Source organism: Prosthecobacter fusiformis, from assembly GCF_004364345.1.
Lineage (GTDB): Bacteria > Verrucomicrobiota > Verrucomicrobiia > Verrucomicrobiales > Verrucomicrobiaceae > Prosthecobacter > Prosthecobacter fusiformis.
Genome location: NZ_SOCA01000005.1, coordinates 259,466 through 285,114, shown reverse-complemented (window position 1 = coordinate 285,114; position 25,649 = coordinate 259,466). Strand labels below are relative to the sequence as shown.

Sequence of the window (25,649 nt, the reverse complement as noted above, 5' to 3'; positions counted from 1 at the left end):
AAAGTCGGGATCCTGGCATACTGGTTAAGGCGTCCGCACATGGTTCAAAAGGTGCCCGGCACCGGGTGAAGGGCAAGCGGCTCAATTCAGTTTTTTGCCCATCGACTGATTAATGGTCATTGAGGTTTTAAACAAACGGAACTAAAGGCGTGGAAAGTGCGACAATCGAAGCGGTGGGCGAAGGAGGGCGATATGTTGTCGCCTTGTGAGCGCAGTGGTTCTGTTTCGGCTGGTAGGAAGGGAAGCGTCTGGCCAGGTGGCAGCGAAGGAGATTGTTCCGAGCAGGCGCGTGGCGGGAAGCTTGGGGGACGAATGGCGCGGAGCCACAAGGGCGGATGGGCGGGCGCGATACAGTTTGGCTTCCACTAATTCGGTTTTACGAAACAGGCCTCACTAAACTGCCTCATCCAATCCCGCTTTGGCTGAACTGCTAGAAAATGCTCCTCCACATCAAAGTCTTTGAATATCTTTCGTCCTCCGATAAAAGCTGGTCTTAGCTCGCCATCCCCATACATTGCAGGGGGGAGTTCCATTGCCGTGAAATCAAATTTTACGTTATAGATATCTCCTTGGGCTTGGAAATTGTGGAGGCACGATGCAGCAATTGCTGGGGGAACATTGGGAAGATGAGACAATTGCTCATGTAGTTCCGAAAATGCTTCCTTTGCGGAGGTCTCCAATTCGGCCAATTCTACGCCGAACAGTTGGCATGCTTGTGAAAGGCTGGTTCGTGGCGTAGTTTTGCTGGCGAGTGCTCCCACGATATCACAAGATCGAGCTAAAACCGAAAAGAGCACTGCTCGGTCGCCAGCTGCCAGAGACGCATTTAGACGGGAGATTATCTCCTGCCGGTGAGGCGACCCGTCCAAAGAAAGTGCTGTTGCTACTGCATCAACTATTGAAAATTTCGGAATGTCTGAAGCTCTAAGATTTAGGCAGAAGCGAGAAATAATCGCCGCATAATAGTAGGCTATCATTGGATCAGTGATATTGTTCCGGTTGGCGATGAGGTGGGTGCAAACCGAATATTCTGTAAGCTGGTGATCGTACAATCGGTTCATGAAGGTTTGACCAAATGTTGAGTTTTCGACCCATTTTGAATCATCCGGTAACTGACGGATCAAGAGTGCATGTGACCTCAACTCTTGAAACGTTGATGAGGCCTCCAGCATAGAGAGCAGGCTTATCGGTGCTCTTGCGAGGAATTCATTTTCAGCATTCAAAAAGTGTAGAAAAGGAATTTGGCGAGATGAGGGTTTACCGTTTTTGTCAAAAATGGAACCTGTAGAGATTCTGTATTTCCAAGGGCGTGTCGGCGAAACTGATTCCTGAATGACCGAGTAATAGTCAGGCATCTTGATCCCTTGAATTTGCTCATTCGCTTCCTTCGCGTGAAAGTACTTCGTTTCATCATCACCCAAGCCATATGCACGAAAGAGGCTTAAAAGAAGATCAATTCCCCACACGGTTGCCGTGCAATCCAGGAAGTGGGTGTATTCGTGAGCTGAAACTGGATGGATATGCTTTAGCTTTTCATAAAGTGCCGGGGAGATCGTCGTTGCACCGCTAGACTTCAAATCAGTCGCCAGTTTTGCCGCCTCAGCAAAATCTTGCTCAGAGATGCTCGGAAGCTCAATCGACTGAGTGTAGAAGCAATAGCTCCCTAGACTGCGGTAAAAGCAGTTATCTAGTCGTTGAGCTGAGCGATAGCGGTCCTTTATGGCTTGGTCGGGCATGGTGAGTGGATGAAATGAAACGTTACTTGGGCTCTAAAGCTCACAAATCTGAGCGAAGCCTGATGAGAAAACCACTGCCAGTTTTTTCCACGAAAATGCAAATAGATCTTATGAGTTTTTTTGTATTGAAGAATGGATGTGAAATGGATATAATTGGATATTGAATGGATGCGAAATGTTACGAAATCTGAATCCTGAACCCATAATTACAGCAGAAATGCTGAAGCTGATTGCTTCTCTTGATGAGTTCAAGGGGCAGTGGCGGGCATTCAAACGTCTGTCCCGAGATCAGCTTTCGCAGCTTAAAAAGGTCGCTACCATTGAGAGCATTGGCTCCTCAACCCGTATTGAGGGCAGCAAGCTCTCGGACCAGCAAGTGGCAACGCTCTTGTCCGGGCTCAAAATCCAAGAGTTTAGAAGCAGGGATGAAGAAGAAGTCGCAGGATACGCAGCGGCGATGGATATGGTCTTCGAATCGTTCGAGCACATTTCTGTCACTGAGAATCACATCCGCCAACTGCACCGAACGCTGCTTCAATATTCGGGGAAAGACGAGCGGCATCGAGGTGACTATAAATCTTTGGATAACCATGTGGCTGCGTTTGACGAGCATGGGAAAGAACTCGGAATCGTGTTTGAAACGGCATCTCCCTTTGAAACCCCTTTTGCTATGAAGCGCCTGGTGGATTGGGTGATTGAAGCAGAACGTGATGGGGATCTTCATCCATTGCTTGTAACCGGCATATTTGTGGTCTGGTTCCTTGCCATCCATCCCTTCCAAGATGGGAATGGCAGGCTGTCGCGAGTGCTCACGACCCTGCTGCTGCTTCGCTACGGTTATAGCTATGTGCCTTATGCTTCTTTGGAATCAGTGATCGAAGAGAACAAAGAATTCTATTATAAGGCGCTGAGAAAGACCCAATCCACTTTGAGGGGCAACACACCAGATTGGGGATCCTGGTTGGTTTATTTTCTGCGCTGCCTTGTCCGTCAGAAAGAAAATCTCAACGCGAAAATTAGGATTGAGCAAAACCGTGTAGAAGCCAGTTCACCATTAGCGGCAGCGGTCATACAAATGCTTGATGACACGGATCGAATCACACTCGCGGAGGCCGTAAAAGCTACCGGTGGAAATCGCAATACACTGAAAGCAAAAATTTCAGAACTCGTTGATGCAGGGCTGCTCACACGACACGGTCGCGGGAGGGGGGTATACTATACCAGAGGAAAATTTGAACCAGAGAATTAGTTCCAACCTCTGTTGGCCTTCAATGCTTGCAGCCTCTGCAATTGCATTTTCACGCCAGAGCGGTTTCGCCTCATACGAGCAAGAGGTACAGAGCACTTAAATTGCTCTGCTAACTCTTCATCGGTAAGGCCCTTTTTCACAGCCGATAGCAGGGCGTTCCGGGGCAACTTTAAGGTTGCCCCAAGCCAGTCAGCTTCTTCTTCCTGATCCTTATTATATTCCCGGATTGGGAAGGGAAAGCCTCCCCCTACAAGGACCTTTGTTGGAGAGTGTTTGCAAAGAATGTGAGCGAATTCATGCATCAAGTCGCTCTCCTGGCGTTGTTCACTATGCGTTGGGTTAAAAACCACAAAGGGAGTTTTATGCAGATAGAGCGTAACAGCTGACCATCTGGATGTCCCAGGACCAAGCAGAACACCCAAAGTTTTTTCATCAACGCCAATTTCTGGTGGGGTGGCGATTTCGATTTTAAGATGCTGCGCCAGCCCTCTTGCAGGCAACGTGGCATCTTCCGAAAGTTGCATTTCGGAACGCAGACGAAGAGCCTCTTTTTCGGCCCATGTTTTGAACCCATGTTTCATGAAACTATTTCGATGGATTGGTGCCGATGCCCCTGTTTTCGGCCCATTTATAAGCCTGACGAATCATGTCAGAGAGAGCTTGTATCGTATCTGGGGGAAGGACTTTTTCGGCCCGAAAATGTGCTTCAATTAATTCTGGGGTGGCGGTTTCTCCCGCTCCCGAAAGTCCTTGGTGCTCGGTCTGGATCCCTAACCATTTGGTGATACGCAAATAGGTTTCGAGATCTGGAACGCCTCCCTGCTCGATACGTGAGAGGGTAGACGCACTTATTTCACCGATTTCCTGGGCTACACTCCTGAGCCCGCGAGTTCCCCGGCGGGCTCGTAACATTGCAGCGAGTCGTGTGATGTCGGATTGTGACGAGTCAGTGGGCATGGTCTGGATTTAAAAAAATCAGATGAATAATACACTGTTGCACTTGACGGACAAGTGAAGAGTTGTATCACATGTGGCACAGTGTTGCGTTAATGCATATGTCCAGTCGAGCCAAATCACTTTCAAAAACCGATGGCAAAGCGTTCCTTCAGGAAGCTTTTGCCTCAGAACAATGTCTCCTAGCATCCAAGCTGAGGTCCTCGGAGCGGATCACCCATAATGGGGATATGGGCGAGGTTAACGAACAGCATTTCATAGAAGTGCTGCGACTTTATCTGCCTGATCGTTACACTGTTGAAAAAGCCATCATCTTAGACAGCACCGGCAACACCACGGATTCAATAGATGTAGTGGTTTTTGATCGACAATATACGCCCACGCTTCTGGATAATAAGCATCATCGTTATGTGCCAGCAGAGGCTGTTTATGCAGTGTTCGAGTGCAAACCGACTATTAATAAAAAGTATCTGGAATATGCAGCCGATAAAGCCGCAACCGTCCGACGGATGCAGCGAACATCGGTAGGAATTCCTCACGCTGGAGGAGTTTATCCTCCAAAACCACAAATAGAACTTGTAAGTGGGATTGTGGCTCTGGATATCGAATGGTCTGATGGCTTTGGCGCGACATTCCAGAAGCTCAATAATAAACTAAAGGATGAACGGCGGGTTGATTGTGGACTTGCTGTTACGGGAGCTTGTTTTGATACATTTGATGCAGGGAAATACTCTTTTGGACCCAAAGCAAATGCTCTCGTTTTTTTCCTATTCCGGCTGCTGCAAAAACTGCAATCCGTAGGAACCGTTCCAGCTGTTGATTGGGCAGCATACGCGAAGCAACTTTCAAAGTGATCTATATATGTATAACTACAATTCACAAATCAAAACTTTCTACGACAAGAAAGTATCACTGCCGCCCGAGATGCGGAAAATGCTTCTCGCTCACCGAAAAGCTAATGCAGATCGTTTGATAAAGAGGCTTCCTGAGCTGCATCCTAAAATCAGGATTGGTGAGTCCAATTTCCAAAGCCAGGGTTCATTTGCCATGGATACTGTGGTCCAGACCCGATTTACCGCAGAGGAGTATGATATTGACTACGGCGTCGTCATCCGTCGGTCTCAACTTGTAAATGAAGATGGTTCAGAAATGACAGCTCAGGAAGTTCGGGAGTTGGTTAGAGCGGCATTGAGAGACAAGCGATTCAATCGCCAACCCAAGTTGATGACAAATTGCGTCCGCGTGTTTTATGCTGATGAAGATGATTATGCACACCACGTCGATATTCCAATCTACCGGGAATTCGAAGACGATGCTGGTATTAGAGTTACTCAACTCGCGGGAGAAGAGGACTGGATCAGGTCGAACCCGACTCGTGTAAATGAATGGATTGAAGACGAGGTTATCGACCGTAACGCACAAATATCAGGCTCCGGGGGCCAAATGCGAAGGATGGTCAAACTCATGAAGAGGTTTTGCAGAAGCAGAAATGCGGACAGTAATGAAGATTGGGACCTCCCTAACGGAATGAAACTCACTATGCTCATTTCTGAATGTTTCCAGTGGAGTGAGCGGTTTGATGAAGCATTTCACGGCACATTGTCAGCAATGAAGAATCGCTTGGCTTGGAATCTGGAAATTGAAAATCTTGCTGATAAAGGTTGGCCAAAATCCAAGCTCACAAAGTCCACAGCGGATCAAAATGTGTTGAATCTCGAGGGACGGATCGCAGATGCTCTTTCCGAGTTAGAAGTTTTGTCCTCGGATGAATGCACCGAAAACCAGGCTCGCAAAGCATGGGATTGGGTCTTCCAGTCAGATGGATTCTTTAAAGAATTGGAGGAAGAGGCAAAAGCAAAAAAACAGGAACTCCAAAAAGCAGCTGCAATTTTAGCATCTAGGAGTGCAGGCACTGATAGAAACGGTCGAATTGTTGCTGCCTGTGCTACAGTGGTGCCGAATCTAGCTCATTCATTCTATGGCGAGGATTTCTAAACCACCGAGAAACCGGGCTGGTCATTACCGCCATTTCGTGGTTCAGAAGCACCTTATAGAGAAACACTTCCCTATTTTTCACTGTAAGCTTAAGTGCGGAAAGTTGGAATGCGTGGGGGATATAAGTCCCACTACTTATTCAACAAGATATACTGTACAGATTTGCTACACAGAGTGGGGTATTCCAGAGGTGCGAATTTTGAAACCTGAAATCAAAGCTCGTTCCATAATTCACATGTATAGTGATGGAAGGTTGTGCCTATATCATCCGCCAACTCAGCCATGGCTATCCAGCAACGATCTCCACAAGACGATTATTCCATGGACTTCAGAATGGTTGACATATTATGAGTTATTCCTTGAAGAAGGAAAGTGGCTTGGTCCAGAGATTCAGCATGGAACCATAAATTAACTCGAATCAAGATAATTGCCTTCAGAATTAATATTTTTATATATAGTATTGATAATGTATTTTATCAATACTATAATAAATTGATTGAGAGGTTAATTTGGAAAATTACAAAAATGGTCTGGTTGATAAATCAAAAGCTCGGTTGCTGACGGCAGTTGAGTTTCAGTCACTGGCAGATGTGCCGCCTGAGGTCGAGTGGTTCGCGAATATCGAAAACAAGAACACCCGGCGGGCATACAAAAGCGATGTCCAGGATTTCATGGCGTTTGCCGGAATTCGGCAGGCAGAGGAATTTCGACTCGTGAAGCGGTCGCATTTGATCGCTTGGCGAAAACAGCTTGAGGCAAGGACTCTCGAAGCTGCAACTGTTCGCAGAAAGCTCTCTGCGGTGGCATCGCTCTTTGATTACCTGTGTGAGTGCAACGCGGTGCCATTCAATCCTGCTGACGGGGTGAAGCGTCCCAACATGGGCTCGAATGAAGGGAAGTCCCCGGCTCTGTCTGACGAACGTGCCAAAGCCATTTTGGAAGCCCCTGCTCCAGATACATTGAAAGGGGTTCGCGACCGGGCGATTCTCTCCGCCCTGCTGTTTCATGGGCTACGGCGAGCTGAGCTTTGCTCGCTCAAGGTGGGGGATATCCAGGAGCGTCGTGGAGTGATGCATTTCCTCGTCGAAGGCAAAGGAGGCAAAATTCGATTCATCCCGATACACCCGCATACCAGCCAGCGAATCAGCGATTACCTGGCAATCACCGCGCACAAGAGTGATGTTCGAGCGCCTTTGTTTCTAAAGGCACGGAGTCGTGATGCTGACGGTTGCCCCTCTCCGCTTACAGGCCATGCAATATATAAAGACGTAGTGCGCAAATACGCCCGCCAAATTGGCATCGAAGCCAGCGCCATTTGTGTTCATGGCTTGCGAGCAACGGCAGCGACCAATGCCCTGGATCACGATGCGGACATTGCAAAGGTTCAAGAATGGCTCGGGCATTCAAGCATCTCGACCACTCGGCTGTATGACAGGCGTTCAATGAAGCCCGAGGATTCGCCGACATTCAAGGTGACCTATTAAAGACGATTCAGGTAGCTCAATCCACTGTAATAAAAGTGAAATAATTATTTGTTATACTGATGCGCAGGAGAGTCTATGTCGAAAATCGATGAAATTGAGAGCTCGAAACTTCAGTCGAGGATTTCGGATCTTGAACATCAACTTTCAAGCAGTGGAGCTTCGGTAGGAAGCTCCACCAGCATGCTGGTAGGAATTCTGAATGAGGCCAAAAAGCAGCTCACTGGTTTGCAAATGAAGGAGCAAAGCCACAATGACGAGGAGCGGCGAAAAGCAGACGCGCAACTCGTCGCGGTCGTGCATTTGGTGACTCAAGAAACCGCTTTGAATCAGCGTGAGCGCCAGCAATACGGCGCTTTCATTCAGGAAGAATTTTTCACAAAGAATGATTTCAACGAGCTTGAGAATTTCTACGCAAGCGCTTGGGACAGATTGACGGCTGGAGGCAAAGCACAAATGAGCCACCGTGTGTGGGAAGGTGTGCGACGTGATGAGTATCAATTCTCTGAATTGCCAGACGAGGTTAAAGAGAAAGAAGCTCAGAGTGTCCGGGACATGTTGTCTGCGCTCAAAGAGATGCCTCCGGAAATGAAAAGGATTCCAGTGACTGACCGCAACGATTTCACCAGAGCGTGGGATTCAGGGCGCAAGGACGAAGCCTACACTGTGCTGGACAGGTCTTCGTTCAAAGAGAACGTAGCGATTTCTACAACGCCGGTTCTGGAGAGAAATGGTGAGGTTCACCAAACTTCCAGCCGCCGAGAACTTGCTGATAACGAGCAAGTCAATGAAGTTGAAGTTCCAAGCCCCCCGAGAAATTCCGTGAGGAATGGCGGCAAGGTCTTTTCAACCGATTTACTGGCTGGTCTGGATAATTCCGCGTCAAAACCAACCGATCTGCCAACGCCGACTGGAAATGTCGAGAGAGGTCCGCAATAGGAATTCACTGTAACGACCAATTCAGCATGCCGATTTCAAACTCTGAATGCGCCAGTTCACAGAGGTCCATAAAAAAGCAGTGCATCACGTTTTTGAGCTCGCTGGCTTGCTCTGTGGGAAGTGCAGCATCGATCTTCTTATCCAATGCGTGAAAACGGCCTTCGATAACGAGAGCATAACGAACAGCATCACGGCGCTGCGTTTCATATCCGACCAAGGTTACACCTGGCTTATCGAACTCCAATTCTGTTTTGATCTTGGACCGTAATCGTTCAAAATCGTTCCCTTTACCTGCACCCGACTTCATGCCTTCAATCACAAGGTCCTGGTGCTGATTGAAAATCTCAATGGCTATGGTGCCAGTATTGCGGGTGCCGCGTATGCCCTCACGCGCACAGCGGCCAATCTCTTTGGAAAATGTATCAAGCCCCAATCGGGGCGAAAGGGCATTCCAGTTCGAAACGAGCTGCTGCAAATACTCATCTGCCATGTGAGCTGGCATGCGTCCTTTGTGTGGCTTGCCAGTTTTCTGCTCATACAGAGAGGAAATGCGTTTATGCTCAGCCTGCATGTGGCGGATGTAAGGCTCTGGGCTGCCATGATGCTCAAGGCTGCCTGCCAGTTGCAGGAAGATTTGTGTCAGGCTGGTTTGGGCAGGTTTGAAGCCTGTCTCCGGGTTGTAATAAGCAACATATTCAGGTTGGGCGGGCGTCTGTGCAGTTGCCACAGTTGAGATAGCAATTAACACAACGCAGATGCCTGAAAACCAGGACGTTAACGATTTGTGAACCAGTTTCATGGGATTCTGTTTCATGGAGGTGAAACATGAGCCGAGAGAACTACAGCGCATATGACCACGAAGGGCGGCGCAAATACCTGACCCATTCGGAAGGGCGGAGATTCCTCAAATGTGCTCGTAAAATGCCGCGTCTTGAAGCGCTGTTCTGCATGGCGATCTATTATACGGGGATGCGGATATCAGAAGCATTGTCCCTGACCGCACAGGATGTTGATTTCTCTACTGGCGCGGTTCGCATCTGCACGCTGAAAAAACGAGAGCGGCGGGAATACCGGCGAATTCCCGTGCCCAACTCTTTGCTATCGGGCCTGCGTCATCTGGCGGATGAAAAAGCCGAAGGCCCTTTATGGACCTTCTCCCGCACCACCGGGTGGAGGATCATCAAGCAGGTCATGGAGGCAGCGGAGGTAACTGGCATCCACGCCACCACGAAGGGCCTTCGTCATGCGTTTGGCGTTCGCGGAGCCCTTGCAAAGATACCACTGAATCTGCTGCAACTTTGGTTCGGCCATTCGCAGTCGGCGACTACTGCAATTTATCTGGATGTGAGGGATGATGAAGAGCGAACGCTGATCCAGAGGACTTGGAAATAGCCGGATTTGGTGATTGAGAATGCCCCGAAATGGCGTAATAAAATGAAACAGAATCCCATGAAACTGTTTCACGTCCACTTGTAGGTGAACATTCTGGCTGATATGGCTTCCCCGAACCGTGTTGCTTATTCTCCTGGCGAATTCGCCGAACTGTTCGGGAAATCCCAGACCTGGGGTTATCGCCAAATTTATGCAGGAAAGGTGAACGCTATCACAGAGCATGGCAGGATTCTGATTCCCGCCAAGGAGGTTGAGCGCATCCTTGAAAAAGCAGGCATTTACAACGGCATCGACAAACCAAAACAGGCCAAGGCGAGAGTTGAAAAACTTTCGACTGAACAGAAAAATATATGGCATCGGTTCATTCAGTCACGTCGGATTGGCGCGGGCGAACAGGATAAAGCCAAGGGCACCAAAATCTCAACAATGCCCGGCGCTGGAGCCGCTAAAAAATCGAGGAGCTCAGTTCTTGGACAGATTGCAAGATCCTGGGGCAAGAAATCAACATAGACCTATGCCGCTTCTGACGGCTTGAAGGAAACCTTCAAGGCCTGGGACTGACTATGTTCACGGCGAAGGTGTCCGTAAGTTTTCATTGCGAGAATTCCTCCGTCCTGGTGGCCAAGCCAGCGGGAAACGGTTGGAATATCTACCCCACTTTCAATGCAGATGGTTGCAAAGAAATGACGCAAATCGTGATGGGTGATACGGATCATTCCGATTGTTTCTGCGGCACGGTCCATAGATTTCTGGCATTCACGAACTTTAAAAACCGGAGCAGTTGGATCTTCATCTGGGCGCTCAAGGCGCATTCTTTCGAAAAGCGCACGGGCGCTTGGGATCATTGGAATTCTTCTGACTTCACCGTTTTTGGTGCGGTCCGTCGGATCACCTTTCACCAAAATTTCTCCCGCTTTGAAATTGAGATCCTGCCACACGATGCGGCCACCCTCGGTTTTACGACAGCCTGTGTATGCCAGGCCTTCCGTGAAATCTGCACAATGGGTTGAAAACCGTCCATGGCGGCCTCTGATAGACTCCACGAAGGCTTGGAACTGCTGAAGAGATGGGAGTTCGAGAATCTTGCTCCGCACTGGCTTGCGCTCCAGCTTAGCGGCAGGATTTTTGTGGATAATTCCTTGTTCGATTGCCACATCAAAGACATGGCGGAGAAAAGCGATGGAATTGTTATAGCGATTGGCACTTGCCGTTTTGGCGAAACGTGTGGCCCATTCGCGGCAGTCCGATTCTGTTAATTTTCTGATTTCCGAGGCTGGCAATTCCGGCCAGTATTTTCCAAGCGCAGTGAGAATCTGCTTCCAATAATGTCGGGTGCTGTCCTTGATATCCACCCTGCCGCTTAGCTGCTTTGAATGGAGGTCTGCTGCATCCTGGAAAGTCATTTTAACACTGGAAGCAGCAACCTCTTTCTTGCGGTGCTGCCGGTGCTCCTTTTGTGCCTCTGCAATGCGTGCTTCGGCCACAGAAAAATGTTTCGTTTTGAGAGGTTTCCAGACGTCTTTTCCATTCTCAAACAGTCTCGCATAGTAGAGGCCAGACTTATGCCTCTTCAGGTTTTGCACCCTTGTGTTTTCCCACGTTTTCACGGTCTTTGAGGCAGCTTTCATGTGCATACCGTGAATTTTAACTGTGAAAAAGCAAGTTCAAAACGGTTTAGAACCCCTGCGAATGCCTATAAACAAAGGGATTGTAGAGATGCTTCGAGGCTAAAGGCAGGGGACTCATAATCCCTTGGTTCTCGGTTCGAATCCGGGCGGGCGCACCTGGGCATTTTTAAAAATGCCGCTCATTGATTCTTGGTGCAAACCGAGCGCTGGCAAGATGCGTAAAATACGCAATAGTTTGCCCTCATGGTCAATGGTGTTGTTAGCTTGCGCTGTCCTGCGTGTGCCCGTCCTTTCATCTCACTGCCTCAGCAGTTGGGGGCCATGGTCACGTGTCCGCATTGCGCTCACAGCGCAGCAATGGAGTCTTATTCCGTTGCATCGGGTAGTCCGGGGCAGCCTGCGATCAGTCTGCCCATCCAGAGGCGGGTGATCCCTCCACGTCAGGGTTACTCACCCCCTGCCAAGCCCGCTGGAGCAGGTTTTATCCATCCTTCAGCGGGCCAGCCGCCTGCTTGGCCACCTGCTCCTGAGCAACAACCTTTATTCAGTCCCCAGGGGTCTCCTCAGTATCCGCCTGCTCCTGCAGCAGCTCCCGCGTGGCCGCCGGTGATGCATGCGGGGTCTTCGCCTTTCGGGATTGTTCCGTCAGTGCTGCCCCCGGATTCAACTTCTCCCGCTCAACCTTCAACGAGGCCGCCGGGCACTTCAAAATCACTTCTGCCATCCATGGACTTGGCTCCACGGGAGGAGCCTGTGGGAAAAGCTCTGGGTGAAGTGGAGTACGAAGCAGGTCCATCTTGGAAGCCCCAACGGGACGAGCGGAATGTACCATTGGGGCTGTTTATTCTGCTGGTCCTGGGATTAGGCGGATGGTTTTTTTGGAAACACAGTGCGTTGCCGCCACTGGCGGCAGAGTTCACAGCGCCCCACCCAAAGCCATCACCCCAAGTGAAGGAGCCTCTGGTGTCAGATGTGCCGGAACCGCTCCTTGATCCGAAGATAGCTGTAGGATCTCAAAACATGCCGGTGGAGCCTCCGGTTTCGTCGCCACCCGTGCAGAATGAGCCGGAAATCCGACGCGCTGAAAGGCCCTTCACTCCTGGAGAAATCCCCCGTGAAGAGCCTACCGGGTCTTTGGATCTGGTAAAAGCCACAGATGCTGCTGAAAAACTGATCAAGGGTCTATTCAATGCTGAAACCGCCGCCGAGCGCGCCGCCGCGATCGCCCAAGCAGATGAGCATCAGGTGGATGTGGAAGGTTTTTTTGAGCGGGTGCATCCGAGGTTAAAGTCCCTCAAGCTGGCAAATGCTATTCCGCGGACTTTGCCAGGGCAGGAGCTGGTCCCACTTTTTGAAGTGAGGACTAACAAAGGCAACGCATCGGGTGCTCTGCTACGACTCGTTCCGCAGACGGACGGTGGATACCTGCTCGACTGGCCGCTCTTCGCAGAAACACATGAGCAGCGCCTGGAGGAATTTGTGAAAACTAGGGCCAGCCAGCCTTCATGGTTCTATGTGGTGATTCGGCGGATTCATGCCTTGGCCCTGCCCGCTAACGTAAGAGCGGAGCACCTTTGTCTGGAATTGAAGACCACCGCCAGTGCTTCTCCCAATCCCAGTCTAGGGATTGCAGCTTTAGAAACACCGCTGGGCCGTTATTTGGACCGGGAAGCAGAATGGGGGAATCTGTATGTCGCGCGATTATTACTCCAGCATCGCAAGCTGGATGAAGGGAAGGACGGAACCTTGGTCATCCTGGATTGTGAAGGGGCGGTGACCGGAGCGGTTTTCCCAAGTGGTGCCGCCAAACGATGAGTCCATTTCCCGAGAGGTGATGTGAGGTTTGACTAGGATTGCGTGCCAGTTTACTAATTAGTTAAGGATACCGTGGAAATATGCACTTTGGCCCGATAAATGCTTGCTTCTATGTCACACCAGTGAAAGGGGTGTCGCCAACCACCAATGGCAGACCAAGGACTTTACCAGACACAGACCCAGAAGCTCGCCATCGGCCCCCAGATGCAGCAGAGCTTGCAGATCTTGCAGGCTCCAACGCTGGAGCTGAGGCAGATCATCCAGCAGGAGATTGAAATCAATCCCGTGCTGGAACTCGAATCTCCGGAGGTGTCCCTGGATGATGCTGTGCCGGATGACCCAGATGACCGTGATGGCGGTGACCGGGATGAACTGGACGTCATGTCCCAGATGGATGAGGAGTGGCGGGAATACTGGGCTCAGAGCCGGATGCAGACCACTAACCGCAGTGCTGAGGATCAGGAGCGCTGGCAGTTTCTCATGGACTCCATCGTGGCCCCCACGACCATGCAGGAACATTTGGTCACCCAACTTCGAACTGCTGAAATCAGCGATCCGATTTTGGTCAAAAACGTGGAGTTTTTGATCGGCAGTCTGGATGACCGTGGTTTTCTCAATGCCTCGATTGAGGACATGAGCTTGTATCAAAGCATCCCGATTGATGACCTGCATGCCGCCAAGGCGGTTTTGATGTCGTTTGACCCCGTTGGTGTCGGGTCAGATGATCTTCGCGAATGCCTTCTGGTACAGTTGGAGCGTCTGGGCAAAAAGCACAGCCTAGCGCATCGATTAGTGGAGCAGTATTTGGAAGATCTCGCCAACAAGCGTTATCCCATTCTTGCCCGCAAACTGGGTGTGCCTCTGGAGCAGGTATCCCGGGCTGCGGATTTCATCAGCACCCTGGATCCAAGACCAGCCTCCCGCTTCAATCCAAGCAGCAATAACTACGTCAGCCCTGACATCATTGTCGAGCGGCAGGGCGGTGAGTGGGTGCCGGTGATGAACAATGATGACCTGCCGAATTTGCGTCTTAGCAATGCCTATAAGGACCTTCTGGGGCAGGCCAGCAGCAGTGGAGAAGTCCGCAATTATATCCGTGACAAGATCCGCAGTGGCAAGTTCCTCATCCGCTCCATTCATCAAAGGCAGCAGACGATCCACAAGATTGCCACGCAGATCCTGGCTCATCAGCGGGAGTTTTTGGAAAAGGGGACCAGCTTTCTGCGTCCCTTGAACATGGCCCAGGTCGCCGATGAAGTAGGGGTGCATGAGACGACGGTCAGCCGTGCCATTTCAGGGAAATACATGGCCAGCCCGCATGGCGTCTATGAGTTGAAGTTTTTCTTCAGCCATGGAGTCAAAACGGATTCTGGAGAGGATCTGAGCAACACCAGCGTGAAGAACGCCATTGCGGACCTCATCAAGACAGAGACTAAGGCCAAGCCGCTGAGCGATGATAAGCTGGCGAAACTGCTGGATAAACAAGGCATCAAAGTGGCCCGACGTACTGTGGCCAAATATCGCGAAGCCTTGGGTATCCTGCCCAGCCACTTGCGGAAATCATTTTCCTGAAGAGTGGGTGGGCAGTTGGAGGCAGAAGCTGAGCGCTTTTATGGGTAGAGTCCCCGAGTCTGCTTCGCCTCCCACACACGTTTGATCCCTAGGCTGAGAGCGGCAAAACGCATGGAAACCTGCTGCTTGCGGTGAAGTTGAAGCGTCTGGTTGAAAGCTTGTTCCAGAATACGGAAGAGCTTGTCCATCACTTCCCCTTCTCCCCAAAAGAAGCTTTGCAGATCCTGCACCCACTCGAAGTAGGAGACGATGACGCCGCCGCTATTGCACAAAATGTCTGGGATAATGAAAATCTCCGGCCGTTCTGCAAGGATCAAATCGGCGTCAGGAGTGGTCGGTCCATTGGCACCTTCTGCAAGAATGCGGCACTGAATTTTAGAAGCATTTTCGCCATTGATCTGGCGCTCCAGGGCTGCGGGAATCAGAATGTCACAAGGAATGAGGAGAAGCTCTGCATTGGTGACTGGCTCAGCTCCAGGAAAGCCGACCACGCTTTTTGTCTCGCTGACATACGCATTGAGGGCATTCAAATCGAGGCCATGCACATTGTGGATGCCGCCGTAGGCATCGCTTACGGCCAGGATTTTAACACCTTGTTTGGCCAGAGATGTGGCGGCCACGGAGCCGACATTGCCATACCCCTGGATCACGGCCGTCGCACCCTCGGCACGGATGCCCAAGGTATCCATGGCCCGTGAGACTAAATAGGCCACACCGCGGCCTGTTGATTCCCGGCGCCCCAGGGAACCTCCCAGGCCCACAGGCTTACCCGTGACCACACCCGGCACGCAATGCCCGATTTGGAGCGAATACGTATCCATCATCCAGGCCATTACCTGCTCATTGGTGCCCATGTCAGGAGCTGGGACGTCCAGTTGAGGGCCGATAAAAGGAATAAGCTCCTGTGTATATCGACGTGTCAGGCGTTCGAGTTCACCAATGGAAAGTTGCCGAGGGTCACAGCATACGCCGCCTTTGGCACCACCGTAGGGTAGGCCCGTCAGGGCACATTTCCAGCTCATCCACATGGCCAGGGCGGCGACTTCCCCCATCGTTACATCTGGATGGAAACGTATTCCTCCTTTGGTCGGCCCGAGTGTCAGATGGTGTTGCACTCTGTATCCGGTAAAGACCTTGGTGCTGCCATCATCCATCCGCACAGGAATAGAGACAGTGAGCGCGCGCCGTGGCATTTTGAGTCGGTCTCTCAAGCTTTCCGGGATGTCCAGGAAATCAGCCACCAGATCAAATTGCTGGCAAGCCATGTTAAAAACAGGGGAGTCGTAAACGGAGGTGCTCATGGATGAATGAATTAAAGAACGTCTCAGGCGTTTGCCAAGATCATTGATCAACTGTCTTTGATCAGAGAATGCCCCCTTCGATGAGGGAAATGCATAGTAGACGCAAAAAAAATGCGGGACTGAATCACAGTCCCGCATTTTCAAATTAATATAGCTCAGTCCTATCAATTAGGGGCGTTAGGCGGAGTCGGAGAGTCGTCGTCGTCTTCATCATCGGTGGTTCCGGAATTATTATTCCCACTCGGCCCGCCTAGCCCCGCTCCACTGGCACTCGGGGCACCAACGGTTACCCCCATTGTGGGTGGCTGTCCGCCTTCACCATTATTGCTTGAATTGTTGACATCAACCGAAGGACCGTTAGCGCCTGGGCCAGCATCAGAGCCTGCTACATTGACCTCGCCATTAGGCCCAACCGTAATGGTAAGGTTGGTATTGCCATCGGCATTAACCGTAAACACAGTATTTCCGTCAACTGTCGATGAATCAACACTGACTCCGCCGCCGCTGAATGAAACGTTGGCTGCGCCAGTGATGGTGACAGAATAGGCGTTGAATGCGGGTGGGTTGAAATCTGGCTCCCAGCGAAGGGCAATGTAGCGGGACTTGACCGTCTTACCGGGCTTGGCCTTAACAAATCCAGCACCTGAGGTATCTTCAGCTTTGGCTACAGGCTCAGAAGAATCAAAGACTGCTGGGTCAAAAGCCAACCGTCCGCGCCAGTCTTCTTTTTCTGGAAGGTTATCAAATGCGTAAACCGAAAAACGAACAGGGCGGGGGGAATGGACCGAACCGAATTCGTTGAGCGTGCGTACCTGACCGAGGTCATAAACTGCGGTACGATATTTTTCGTCGGATTCAGGGAATTCCAGAAGATTGCTCTTCACGGCGTCATTGCGTGAACCAAAGAGTTCTGGGCTGATATAAAGAAGACGGCCACCACCCATGCCTGCAGCAAAGTTCACTGGCATGCCAGTGCCGTCTGGGGATTGGGTAACCGTGTAATTGGCGTCGCTCGTGGATCCGATGGCCTGAAAACTGCGGATCACTCCGCCACGGACTAGATCGAACTGCATTCTCAAGTAACGTCCCTGGGCTGTGCCGCCGTCCAGCTTGATCAAGCGATCCGAAGGGGAGAAGACTTTGTTATCCACTGGGCTCCATGCGCTGCCATCTGTGCTGGTGGAAAGGGCGACTTTTCCCTCAATGCCATCATTAACGAAAGACACGTTTTTGATGACTGATTGTTTAGCGAACTTCAGGATCGCTTCACTTTTGCCAGAGGCCAGATTGACAGGCTTCACTGGATCTCCCATCAGAAGGGCATTGGCGGGATTAAATCCTTTGGAATCGTAAACAGTCGTGCCGGAAAAAACCGTTGCAATGCTCACTGGCTTTTCATCCACAGATGGCAACTTGCTCCATTTGGCCTGAGTTGGTAGTGGAAGGGAAGCAAGTGCTACCAGCGTGAATAAATATTTGTGTCTCATGATGGGCGATGCTGAGGGGGGATGGGTCAGAAACTTTGAACGTTCAATCCTGACAATGTATTCCATTGATTTGAACCATAACGACTCAAGAGTGTAAACACTTTTTTCGTGAACAATTAAACTCTAAGGGTTTTACAGGGGCAGTCTCAAAATGATATTGCGCTTGCTTGATTTTTAGCTTTTATTGAAAATATGAAATGTCCACATTGCGCGGCTAATTTACTTCCAGATATGGAAGAATGCGCGCAGTGTCATTTTAGCGTGAGCACTGTTAGAACGCTCCTGGGAGCAGATTGGGTGCGGCTGGAGCGACTGACGGATAATGCTAACTGCTTGAGCCTCAAGGAACATCGGGCTTTAGAGATTGTTTTGGATGATTTCGAGCGTCGTTTCCCCCAGTGTTTTTTTGCCATTTATCTGGGTACTCTCCCCGCTTCGCTAACAGCGGCAGATCTTGGGTTCTGGCTAATCAATCACGGTGCATTTCACACTCAGCAAATTGCTAAACGAAATGATTTCGGTACTGCTCTTGTCATCGACTGCCAGCGACATGTGGCTGCCCTTACCCTTGGATATGCATTGGAAAGCCATATCCATGAAGCTGAGCTGAGACATATTTTGAGCCAGATGAACAGTTTTCTGAACCGGCGGAGATATGGGCAGGCGCTGGAAAACGCAGTCGGCCTGTTTGGCCGGAGGCTGGCACAGTCTGCGACTCGCACCCTGCCGGATGTCCCGCCGGGTCCTGGCACGGGGGATCTGGGTGGAATGGGACTGCAGCCGCTTCGTGCTGCCCATCGCCACCAGCGTACAGGCACGAAAGCATGACTGCATCTGACCATGAATGCTTCTCCAAAAATACGGCAGGCTTTGCTTCTGACATTGGCGTGGGCCATTGTTGCTTTGGCCTGCCCATTATATGCGGAGAGTGAGCCTCCTCTGCCCACTTGGGACAGTGGAGAATCTATCCAGCCCAGCCCGGGCAGTAATTTTTCCAATTTGCTGCCGGAAAGCAGTAGCCTGGAACCCCAAGACAGTTTTTATCTGGGAAGTCCTGCCGCACTAAAATCTCCGCCATTGCTTCTAGATGAGCCGGGGCTGGATTCACATGATCTGTCCTTGTTTCTGCACGGCGGACTATTGAACGAGACGCATCAGCCAGCCAAAGTCAGTCCAACTCCTAGCCTTGCCCTTCAGGATATTCCGGAGTCCATACTCGCGGGGCTGCAGAACGTGCCGGTGAATGAATACTTGATCAATCCGCAGGGGCTATTGACCGAAGTGCCGTTGCTGGATCTGGAGCGTCTTTTACAATTTCACTCCACAGAATCTCGCATTCGTCTGTACATATTAGTGATTGGTCGAGACCAAAAACTCAGTTCGGCAGCCTCACTCAATCCGCTGATCGCCCGTCTCGGTGCAGGCCGCGAGCTTTGCCTAGCTGTCTATCCAGTAGGAGAGCCCTGGCGCACCCGCTTTTTGGTGAGTCCGAGTCTGAGCCAAGCCAGTTCCCTCGGCGGTATGACCGAGATGGCCGAAGATTGTATCCAGGACTCTCTGCTGGTGAACGATCCCGAGCAGCAGCTTCAGCGTTTCGCCGTCAAATTGTCCACCCGTCTTTTCTGGCTGGAAAAGTCACTTCCCCCGCTAGCATCAACGATTTCGCAAGAAGGCAAGGCCAATATACTCCATGAGGTGGCTCCCTCGCAGGGTTTTACGGTCCCTGCGATTGTTTACGGAGAAGGAGCTGGCATCATTCAAACGGTGGGGATCAGCGTCGGATGTGTTCTCTTCTTGGCTGTAATGGGGTATGGTGTGAGATCTCTCCTCCGCTATTTCGCCGCCAGGAGAATACGCCACGTCTGGATACTGCCCGAGACGGAAGTACGCCCGAGACTTGGTGGAGCTTTTTCTGGGGGTGCAGGTGCCGTCATGCAGCACGGTCCCAAAAGCCGCTAAAATCTGCATTGTAAAAGGAGAGTGGCGAACTATGCCGGACCATGGTGGATGAAACGTGCAATGATTTGTCTTGCGGCATCCGACACAAACTTTGCTGATGATTTCCCAACGATGGGATCGTTTGGAGGGAGGTGGCATCGCATCTCGGCCATCAATTCCACCCTTTCTGAATGAAAATCATACTTTTGCCCTTTGTCCTGTGGGCTGCAGTTCCATGTTGGGCGGCTGTGGATTTTGCACATCAGGTGGTGCCGATTTTGCGGAAGCACTGCGCGGAATGCCACATGGGTGACAAAAAGAAGGGTGGCTTTTCGATGAATGACCGGGGGTCTTTGATGATGGGAGGGGAAAATGGCTTGGTCGTCGATTCAAAGAAGCCTCATGAAAGCATCTTGTTAGAAATGGTTAGCACGGAGGATTCAGACCTGAGAATGCCTCCGAAAGGAAAAGGCCTGGCCAAAGAAGAGGTGGCGCTGCTGAGACAGTGGGTGGAGGAAGGTCTGCCTTGGGAGCCTGGGTTTGCTTTCAAAAAACCAGCCTATGAGCCGCCCTTGAAACCTAGATCGGTCGTTTTGCCCCCCATCATTGATGGAAGGACAAATGAAGTGGACCGGCTCATGGATGCCTATCTGGCAGAAAGGAAGCTGCCGCACCCCAAAGCCCTGGAAGATGGTGCATTTATGCGCCGCGCTTATCTTGATCTGATCGGTCTGCTGCCGACACCCGAGGAACTGGCGGATTTTCAAAAGGATAAGGGAGAGGATAAGCGGACGAGGTTGATTAACACATTGCTTGGCCGGGATGTGGATTATGCTGAGCACTGGCTCACGTTTTGGAATGATCTGCTGCGCAATGATTACGGCGGCACTGGTTTCATTACCGGTGGTCGTAAGCAGGTGAGTAAGTGGCTGTATGATGCACTGCTGCATAACAAGAAGTTTGACCAGTTTACACATGAGCTTATCGCGCCTCCAACCCAGGAAAGCCGGGGCTTCATTGATGGCATTAAGTGGCGTGGAGAGGTAAGCGCAGGACAGACGGTGGAAATCCAGTTTGCGCAAAGCGTGGGGCAGTCTTTCCTGGGTATCAATTTGAAGTGCGCTTCTTGCCATGACAGTTTTGTGGACCGATGGAAGCTCGACGAAGCTTATGGACTGGCGGCCATCTATGCGGAGAGGCCGCTGGATATTCACCGCTGTGACAAGCCCGTGGGAAGGCAGGCCAGGGCAGGGTGGCTGTTTCCCGAGATCGGACAAGTGGATGCGGAAGCTCCCCGTGAAGAACGCCTGAAACAACTGGCGGACCTGATGACGCATCCTGAAAACGGACGCTTCACTCGCACGATTGTAAACAGGCTTTGGCACCGCTTGATGGGGCGTGGGATTGTACATCCACTGGATGCGATGGATACGGCTCCATGGAATTCAGATTTGCTAGATTACTTGGCCACCCATTTGCAAGAGAATGCCTATGATTTAAAAAAGACGCTGGCACTGATCGCCACCTCAGATCTTTACCAATCTGAAGGCGAAGTGATGATAAGTGAGGATGATGGCCATTATGTATTTAAAGGCGTAAGGGCAAAGCGCCTGACCGCAGAGCAGTTTCTGGACGGCATTTGGCGTATAACGGGGGCTGCTCCCGATAAGATGGATGCCTCAGTCTTTCGTGGAAAACCTGACCCTGAACTGGCTCGCAAGATCCAGCTCCAAGGCCAGTGGATCTGGGGTGATTCAGCCAAGCCGGGAAGTGTGCCTCCTGCCGGGGAGACCATCTTGTTTCGCAAAGTTATAAAGCTGAACCAAGCCGTTGCACAGGGATCTGCCATCATGACCTGTGATAATGGTTTTACCCTTTATCTGAACGGGCGCAAAGTGACGGGCAGTGAGAACTGGGAGCAGATTGTGTCAGTGCCCTTGCATGACAAACTTGTGGTTGGGCAGAACAATCTCGTGATCAAGGCCAGCAATGCTGGCAAGAAGCCCAACCCGGCGGGCATGTACTTTGAAGCTCGTTTAAAAATGGCTGACGGCAGCGAGGAGACATTGACCACGGATAACACTTGGGAATGGAATCCGAATGTGCCAGAAGGCAAAGAAGGCCGACTGGGAGCGATTGCTGCCAAAGGATGGAAACCCGTGACCGTGGTGAAACCGAGCGGCTCCTGGCGGCAGGCCCTCAATGCCCAAGGCCCGGGCCTTCTTTCACAAGGCGGAAAGAGCGGCCATCTGGTGGTGAGAGCCAGTCTTTTGAAAAGCAACTTTTTGATGAGATCCCTCGGACGTCCAAACCGAGATCAGATTGTTTCTATGCGGCCAAACGAGATCACGACTCTGGAAGCTCTGGATCTTTCCAACGGGGAGGTGCTGACCAATGCAATGGCTACCGGAGCTAACAATTTGGCCGGGCGCGAATGGAAATCCTCTGCCGAAATGGTGCGCTGGGTCTATCAACAGGCGCTGACACGGGATCCTACTGCTCCTGAGCTGGACATCGCGGTGGAGATGCTGGGAAATCAACCAGCGGCGACCCAGATCCAAGATTTGCTATGGGCGCTGGTGATGCAGCCGGAGTTTATGTTTGTTCGATAATCATTAACCGATTCAAAAGATGAAACTCGATCTCGATCCTCACGCTCCTCAATCCATTGTTAGGCGGGATTTCATCCGGCAGCTTGCGGCAGCAGGTACTGCGGCTTGGATGACGGGTCAGCCGAAGATGGTCCGAGGAGCGGGATTGCAGCATCCTGAGGCCAAAGCAGATGCCTGCATCCTGCTGTGGATGGCGGGTGGGATGGCAGCTCCAGAAACTTTTGATCCGAAGCGGTATGTGCCATTTGAAAAGGGCCTGGAGGTCTCCCAGATGCTGAGCACCTTTCCTGCGATTGATACAGCTGTGGATGGCATGAAAATTTGCCACGGGTTGGAAAACATCGCCCAGGTGATGGACCGGGCGACATTGATCCGCAGCGCCGTTCAGCCAGACCTGGGGAGCATTCTCCACAGTCGTCATCAGTATCATTGGCACACGGGATATGTGCCACCGCAGACGGTGGCATGCCCACACATCGGCTCATGGATGGCCAAAGTGCTGGGGCCGCGGAATGATGTAATGCCAGCTTTCGTCAATGTTGGGCAGCGTCTGGAAGGCGTGGGTGAAAGTGAAGAACTGAAAGCTTTTACCACAGCGGGTTTTTTCGGCAGCGAATACGGACCCATGAATCTGCCTTATCCAGAAGAAGCGGCCACTTCCGTCAAACCGCCGAAGGGAATGGATGCAAACCGGTTTGCCAACCGCGATAAACTCTTTCGCAAGCTCGTGGATCAAAGCCCTCATCGGGATTACATGAGTGATCACCAGCAGCAGTCACTCATTCGCAGCATGGACAATGCCTACCGCCTGTTGAGTTCCAAGGAACGCGAGGCCTTTGACATCACACTGGAGCCGAAAGAAAGCTACGCGAAGTATGACACCGGGCGCTTTGGTCGTGGCTGTTTGCTGGCCCGGCGTCTGGTTGAAGCTGGTGTGCGTTTCGTGGAAGTGACCACCGAGTACGTGCCGTTCTTTCAGTGGGATACACACAAAGATGGGCACACCACGGTAGATGGTCTGCACAAGGAAATGGATCTGCCCATCGCCACCCTGGTGAAAGACCTTGAAGAAGGTGGTTTGTTAGACCGGACGCTAGTCATCATTGCCAGCGAGTTCAGCCGCGATGCCATCATGGAGGGGAAGCCCGGCTCCATAGCAAATGACCAGGCTACCTTTAAAGTCGATCGATTGGAGGAAATGAAGCACTATGGCCTTCATCGTCACTTCACCGCAGGCACAAGTGTTGTGATGTTTGGGGGCGGGGTGAAGCGGGGCTATATTTATGGCGAAACGGCTGACGAACGACCTTTGGTAGCCACTAAAAATCCAGTCACGGTGATGGATCTGCACGCCACGATCATGACAGCCATGGGCATCAGTCCAAAGACGGAATACCTTATCGAGGGCCGTCCCTTTTATGTGACTGAAGATGGGAAAGGAAAGGCTGTAACCGAAATTTTTGCATGATGTGGAAATCGCTGATTCTTGCCGAAACACAGCCCTGAATTTTGCGTTATCAATCCATGAGATTCCCGTTGTTTCGTTTATTATCCGTTACCCCCAGAGCGCTGGTTCACAGGTCGCAATATTATCTTGTAGTGCTATCACTCGGGCTGTTGTCCTGTGCAGTTACCTTGAATGCGGCGCAGAAGCCTAACATTGTCCTTTTTCTTGTCGATGACATGGGCTGGATGGACAGCGGGGTCTATGGCTCCAAATATTATGAGACGCCCAACATTGACCGCTTTGCTGAACGCGGAATGCGTTTTACCAGGGCTTATGCAAATCCGCTTTGCTCACCTACTCGGGCGAGCGTCTTGACTGGGAAATATGCGACCCGGCATGGAATTCTGACAGCCAGCGGGCATCAACCGCCTCAGGCGGCCGGGCACAATTTCTTGCCAGATGAAGCTCCAGCAAACCGACCGATGATCAGTCCGGAAAGCAAGAATTATCTCGATCCGTCTGAAATCACTTTAGCGGAGGCTCTAAAAGGGGTGGGGTATCGCACCGCACACATTGGCAAGTGGCACTTGGGCTTGCAGGAGCAGCATCGGCCCGAGAAACAGGGGTTTGATGTAGCCTTTCACTGCGCTCCTGATCCTGGACCACCGGGGAACTATTTCTCTCCGTATGGGGTAATAACTGAAGGGCAGCCTACTGCCAAAAACAAAGTGGGCACCATTACGGATAGTCCAGATGGAGAATACATCGTGGACCGCCAGGCATTGGAGGCCGTAAAATTCATCGCAGCCAGCAAAGGCCAGCCTTTTTTCCTGAACTTATGGTCTTATGGAGTGCACGGCCCGTGGGGCCACAAGCCAGAATACACAGCGGAGTTCGCCAAAAAGACAGACCCGCGGGGTGTGCAGGGAAATCCAATCATGGCCTCAATGCTGCGGAGCGTGGACGAGTGCTTTGGCCGGATCATTGATGAACTGGATAAACAAGGTCTAACAGAAAACACGATCATCATCTTCTATTCTGACAATGGTGGCAATGTGCATAGCAATATCGCAAGCACAGCCAAGACAGCCAAAGCTGAGAAGGTTAAAAGCGAGGCCATGGCCGACTGGCGTAAATGGGCCGGAGACAGGGGCCCCACGGACAACTCTCCTCTCCGCGAAGGTAAAAGCTCGCTCTACGAGGGGGGCACCCGCGTGCCAATGATTTGGTCCTGGGGAAAGCGAATCAAGCCTGGATCGGTCAATGATGGCAGCCTTGTAGGGCATATCGACATTTATCCAACGGTTTTAGATCTGGCTGGAATTGCCAAGCCGGAATTGCAGAAGATGGATGGCATCTCTCTGGCCCCTGTATTAACAGGGCAGGGAAGCCTCGCCCGCACCGCCTTTTTTAATTACTTTCCATATCGACCGAATGAAGGTGGCGTCACGGTGTGCCAGGGGGATTTTAAGCTGGTGCGATGGTTCGATGTTGGCGTGCCTCGTGAACTGTATAACCTAAAGTCTGACATCGGAGAAAAGATAAATCTGGCAGAAAAAATGCCAGATAAAGTGAAGCAACTCGATGCATTGATAGACGTCTATCTCAAAGACACTGAGGCACTGGTGCCAAAGCCAAATCCCGCCTACAATGCCCCAGTGAATAGGCGAGGAGTCAGTGCAGACCCCATGCGTGGCCTGGTGCCAAAGCTCTGCAAGGCCACTCTGGTGAACGGCGCACTGCACATTGAGGCCGACGGCAGGCATCCATTCCTTGGGAATGCCTCAGTAAAATCACCAGGACCTACCGTCCTCAAAATGCGCGCACGCAGTACTGCTGGGGGAGAAGTGAGGCTGCATTGGCGCACCGGTGACCAGGAGACTTTTACAGAGGATGTGAACGTTGCCACCTCTGCACTTCCAGGGGGCGGTGAATGGCAGGATATTTCCATTGAAATGCCAATAGCAAGTTCCCTGGCAGGCTTCCGTCTGTATCTGCCTGCGGGAAAGTCCCCGGTGGAGATTGAGTCCATCACCATTTTGTCCAAAAAGACCGGCCAACTGGCCAAGGTCTGGAACTTCGCTTCTCATCCCTGACCCATTT

General features: G+C 51.3%; 23 protein-coding genes. 15 read left to right on the top strand and 8 right to left on the bottom strand.

Annotated elements, in window-relative coordinates; genetic code table 11:
- Positions 1-365 precede the first annotated feature (365 nt).
- Positions 366-1,736, bottom strand: a complete 1,371-nt coding sequence (locus EI77_RS15160) for a hypothetical protein (protein WP_133796132.1) — start codon at positions 1,734-1,736, stop codon at positions 366-368.
- A gap of 175 nt (positions 1,737-1,911) precedes the next feature.
- On the opposite strand from EI77_RS15160, the gene EI77_RS15155 reads away from it, so the two are divergent.
- Positions 1,912-2,985: a Fic family protein gene (locus EI77_RS15155; RefSeq protein WP_133796131.1), complete on the top strand. Its 1,074-nt coding sequence runs from the start codon at positions 1,912-1,914 to the stop codon at positions 2,983-2,985.
- Here the strand turns inward: EI77_RS15155 and EI77_RS15150 are convergent.
- Positions 2,982-3,566 carry an ImmA/IrrE family metallo-endopeptidase gene (locus tag EI77_RS15150; protein ID WP_133796130.1) on the bottom strand — a complete coding sequence of 195 codons (585 nt, stop codon included), beginning with the start codon at positions 3,564-3,566 and terminating at the stop codon, positions 2,982-2,984. The genes EI77_RS15155 and EI77_RS15150 overlap by 4 nt on opposite strands.
- A 4-nt stretch (positions 3,567-3,570) precedes the next feature.
- The gene (locus EI77_RS15145; RefSeq protein ID WP_208300367.1) at positions 3,571-3,897 is read right to left on the bottom strand and encodes a helix-turn-helix domain-containing protein; all 327 of its coding nucleotides are present in this window, start codon (positions 3,895-3,897) and stop codon (positions 3,571-3,573) included.
- A gap of 143 nt (positions 3,898-4,040) precedes the next feature.
- On the opposite strand from EI77_RS15145, the gene EI77_RS15140 reads away from it, so the two are divergent.
- From EI77_RS15140 to EI77_RS15125, 5 genes are all read left to right on the top strand, one after another.
- Positions 4,041-4,793 (top strand): DUF6602 domain-containing protein, encoded by a 753-nt coding sequence (locus EI77_RS15140; protein ID WP_133796128.1) that lies wholly within the window; start codon positions 4,041-4,043, stop codon positions 4,791-4,793.
- A gap of 7 nt (positions 4,794-4,800) precedes the next feature.
- Positions 4,801-5,934 (top strand): cyclic GMP-AMP synthase DncV-like nucleotidyltransferase, encoded by a 1,134-nt coding sequence (locus EI77_RS15135; protein WP_133796127.1) that lies wholly within the window; start codon positions 4,801-4,803, stop codon positions 5,932-5,934.
- Positions 5,918-6,346 carry a type II CBASS E2 protein gene (locus EI77_RS24250; protein WP_486660001.1) on the top strand — a complete coding sequence of 143 codons (429 nt, stop codon included), beginning with the start codon at positions 5,918-5,920 and terminating at the stop codon, positions 6,344-6,346. The genes EI77_RS15135 and EI77_RS24250 overlap by 17 nt, the downstream gene beginning before the upstream one ends.
- Positions 6,347-6,443: 97 nt before the next feature.
- Positions 6,444-7,418 carry a tyrosine-type recombinase/integrase gene (locus EI77_RS15130; RefSeq protein ID WP_208300366.1) on the top strand — a complete coding sequence of 325 codons (975 nt, stop codon included), beginning with the start codon at positions 6,444-6,446 and terminating at the stop codon, positions 7,416-7,418.
- 75 nt (positions 7,419-7,493) lie between these two features.
- Positions 7,494-8,354 carry a hypothetical protein gene (locus tag EI77_RS15125; protein WP_133796126.1) on the top strand — a complete coding sequence of 287 codons (861 nt, stop codon included), beginning with the start codon at positions 7,494-7,496 and terminating at the stop codon, positions 8,352-8,354.
- 4 nt (positions 8,355-8,358) lie between these two features.
- On the opposite strand, the gene EI77_RS15120 is transcribed toward EI77_RS15125, so the two are convergent.
- A complete protein-coding gene (locus EI77_RS15120) occupies positions 8,359-9,153 on the bottom strand; it encodes a hypothetical protein (protein WP_133796125.1) in 795 nt (264 codons plus the stop codon).
- Positions 9,154-9,179: 26 nt separating this feature from the next.
- Between EI77_RS15120 and EI77_RS15115 the strand changes: the two genes are divergently transcribed.
- Entirely contained in the window at positions 9,180-9,746 is a 567-nt protein-coding gene (locus EI77_RS15115; RefSeq protein WP_133796124.1) for a tyrosine-type recombinase/integrase, read from the top strand.
- Between the two features lie 102 nt (positions 9,747-9,848).
- A complete protein-coding gene (locus tag EI77_RS15110; protein ID WP_133796123.1) occupies positions 9,849-10,256 on the top strand; it encodes a MerR family transcriptional regulator in 408 nt (135 codons plus the stop codon).
- Between the two features lie 2 nt (positions 10,257-10,258).
- Here EI77_RS15110 and EI77_RS15105 read toward each other — a convergent pair whose 3' ends face one another.
- Both EI77_RS15105 and EI77_RS15100 read right to left on the bottom strand, forming a co-directional pair.
- Positions 10,259-11,374 (bottom strand): tyrosine-type recombinase/integrase, encoded by a 1,116-nt coding sequence (locus EI77_RS15105; protein WP_166647280.1) that lies wholly within the window; start codon positions 11,372-11,374, stop codon positions 10,259-10,261.
- Between the two features lie 544 nt (positions 11,375-11,918).
- Positions 11,919-12,170 (bottom strand): hypothetical protein, encoded by a 252-nt coding sequence (locus EI77_RS15100; protein WP_133796121.1) that lies wholly within the window; start codon positions 12,168-12,170, stop codon positions 11,919-11,921.
- A 176-nt stretch (positions 12,171-12,346) separates the two neighbouring features.
- Here EI77_RS15100 and EI77_RS15095 point away from each other — a divergent pair, with 176 nt between their 5' ends.
- Both EI77_RS15095 and rpoN read left to right on the top strand, forming a co-directional pair.
- Complete coding sequence (locus EI77_RS15095; protein ID WP_133796120.1) at positions 12,347-13,189, top strand: hypothetical protein; 843 nt, start codon at positions 12,347-12,349, stop codon at positions 13,187-13,189.
- A gap of 147 nt (positions 13,190-13,336) precedes the next feature.
- Positions 13,337-14,761 carry an RNA polymerase factor sigma-54 gene (gene rpoN, locus EI77_RS15090; RefSeq protein WP_133796119.1) on the top strand — a complete coding sequence of 475 codons (1,425 nt, stop codon included), beginning with the start codon at positions 13,337-13,339 and terminating at the stop codon, positions 14,759-14,761.
- 38 nt (positions 14,762-14,799) lie between these two features.
- Here rpoN and EI77_RS15085 read toward each other — a convergent pair whose 3' ends face one another.
- Together EI77_RS15085 and EI77_RS15080 are read right to left on the bottom strand one after the other, a co-directional pair.
- On the bottom strand, positions 14,800-16,062 hold the full coding sequence (locus EI77_RS15085; protein ID WP_243838873.1) for a Glu/Leu/Phe/Val family dehydrogenase: 1,263 nt from the start codon (positions 16,060-16,062) through the stop codon (positions 14,800-14,802).
- A gap of 164 nt (positions 16,063-16,226) precedes the next feature.
- Positions 16,227-17,549 (bottom strand): hypothetical protein, encoded by a 1,323-nt coding sequence (locus EI77_RS15080; protein WP_133796118.1) that lies wholly within the window; start codon positions 17,547-17,549, stop codon positions 16,227-16,229.
- A gap of 261 nt (positions 17,550-17,810) precedes the next feature.
- On the opposite strand from EI77_RS15080, the gene EI77_RS15075 reads away from it, so the two are divergent.
- The 5 genes from EI77_RS15075 (at position 17,811) to EI77_RS15055 (ending at position 25,642) form a co-directional block, all read left to right on the top strand.
- A complete protein-coding gene (locus tag EI77_RS15075; RefSeq protein WP_166647279.1) occupies positions 17,811-18,377 on the top strand; it encodes a TPM domain-containing protein in 567 nt (188 codons plus the stop codon).
- Positions 18,378-18,389: 12 nt separating this feature from the next.
- A complete protein-coding gene (locus EI77_RS15070) occupies positions 18,390-19,508 on the top strand; it encodes a hypothetical protein (protein ID WP_133796116.1) in 1,119 nt (372 codons plus the stop codon).
- Positions 19,509-19,678: 170 nt separating this feature from the next.
- Positions 19,679-22,099: a DUF1549 domain-containing protein gene (locus EI77_RS15065; RefSeq protein WP_133796115.1), complete on the top strand. Its 2,421-nt coding sequence runs from the start codon at positions 19,679-19,681 to the stop codon at positions 22,097-22,099.
- A gap of 19 nt (positions 22,100-22,118) precedes the next feature.
- The gene (locus EI77_RS15060) at positions 22,119-23,567 is read left to right on the top strand and encodes a DUF1501 domain-containing protein (protein ID WP_133796114.1); all 1,449 of its coding nucleotides are present in this window, start codon (positions 22,119-22,121) and stop codon (positions 23,565-23,567) included.
- A 149-nt stretch (positions 23,568-23,716) separates the two neighbouring features.
- On the top strand, positions 23,717-25,642 hold the full coding sequence (locus EI77_RS15055; RefSeq protein WP_208300365.1) for a sulfatase: 1,926 nt from the start codon (positions 23,717-23,719) through the stop codon (positions 25,640-25,642).
- Positions 25,643-25,649: the final 7 nt, after the last annotated feature.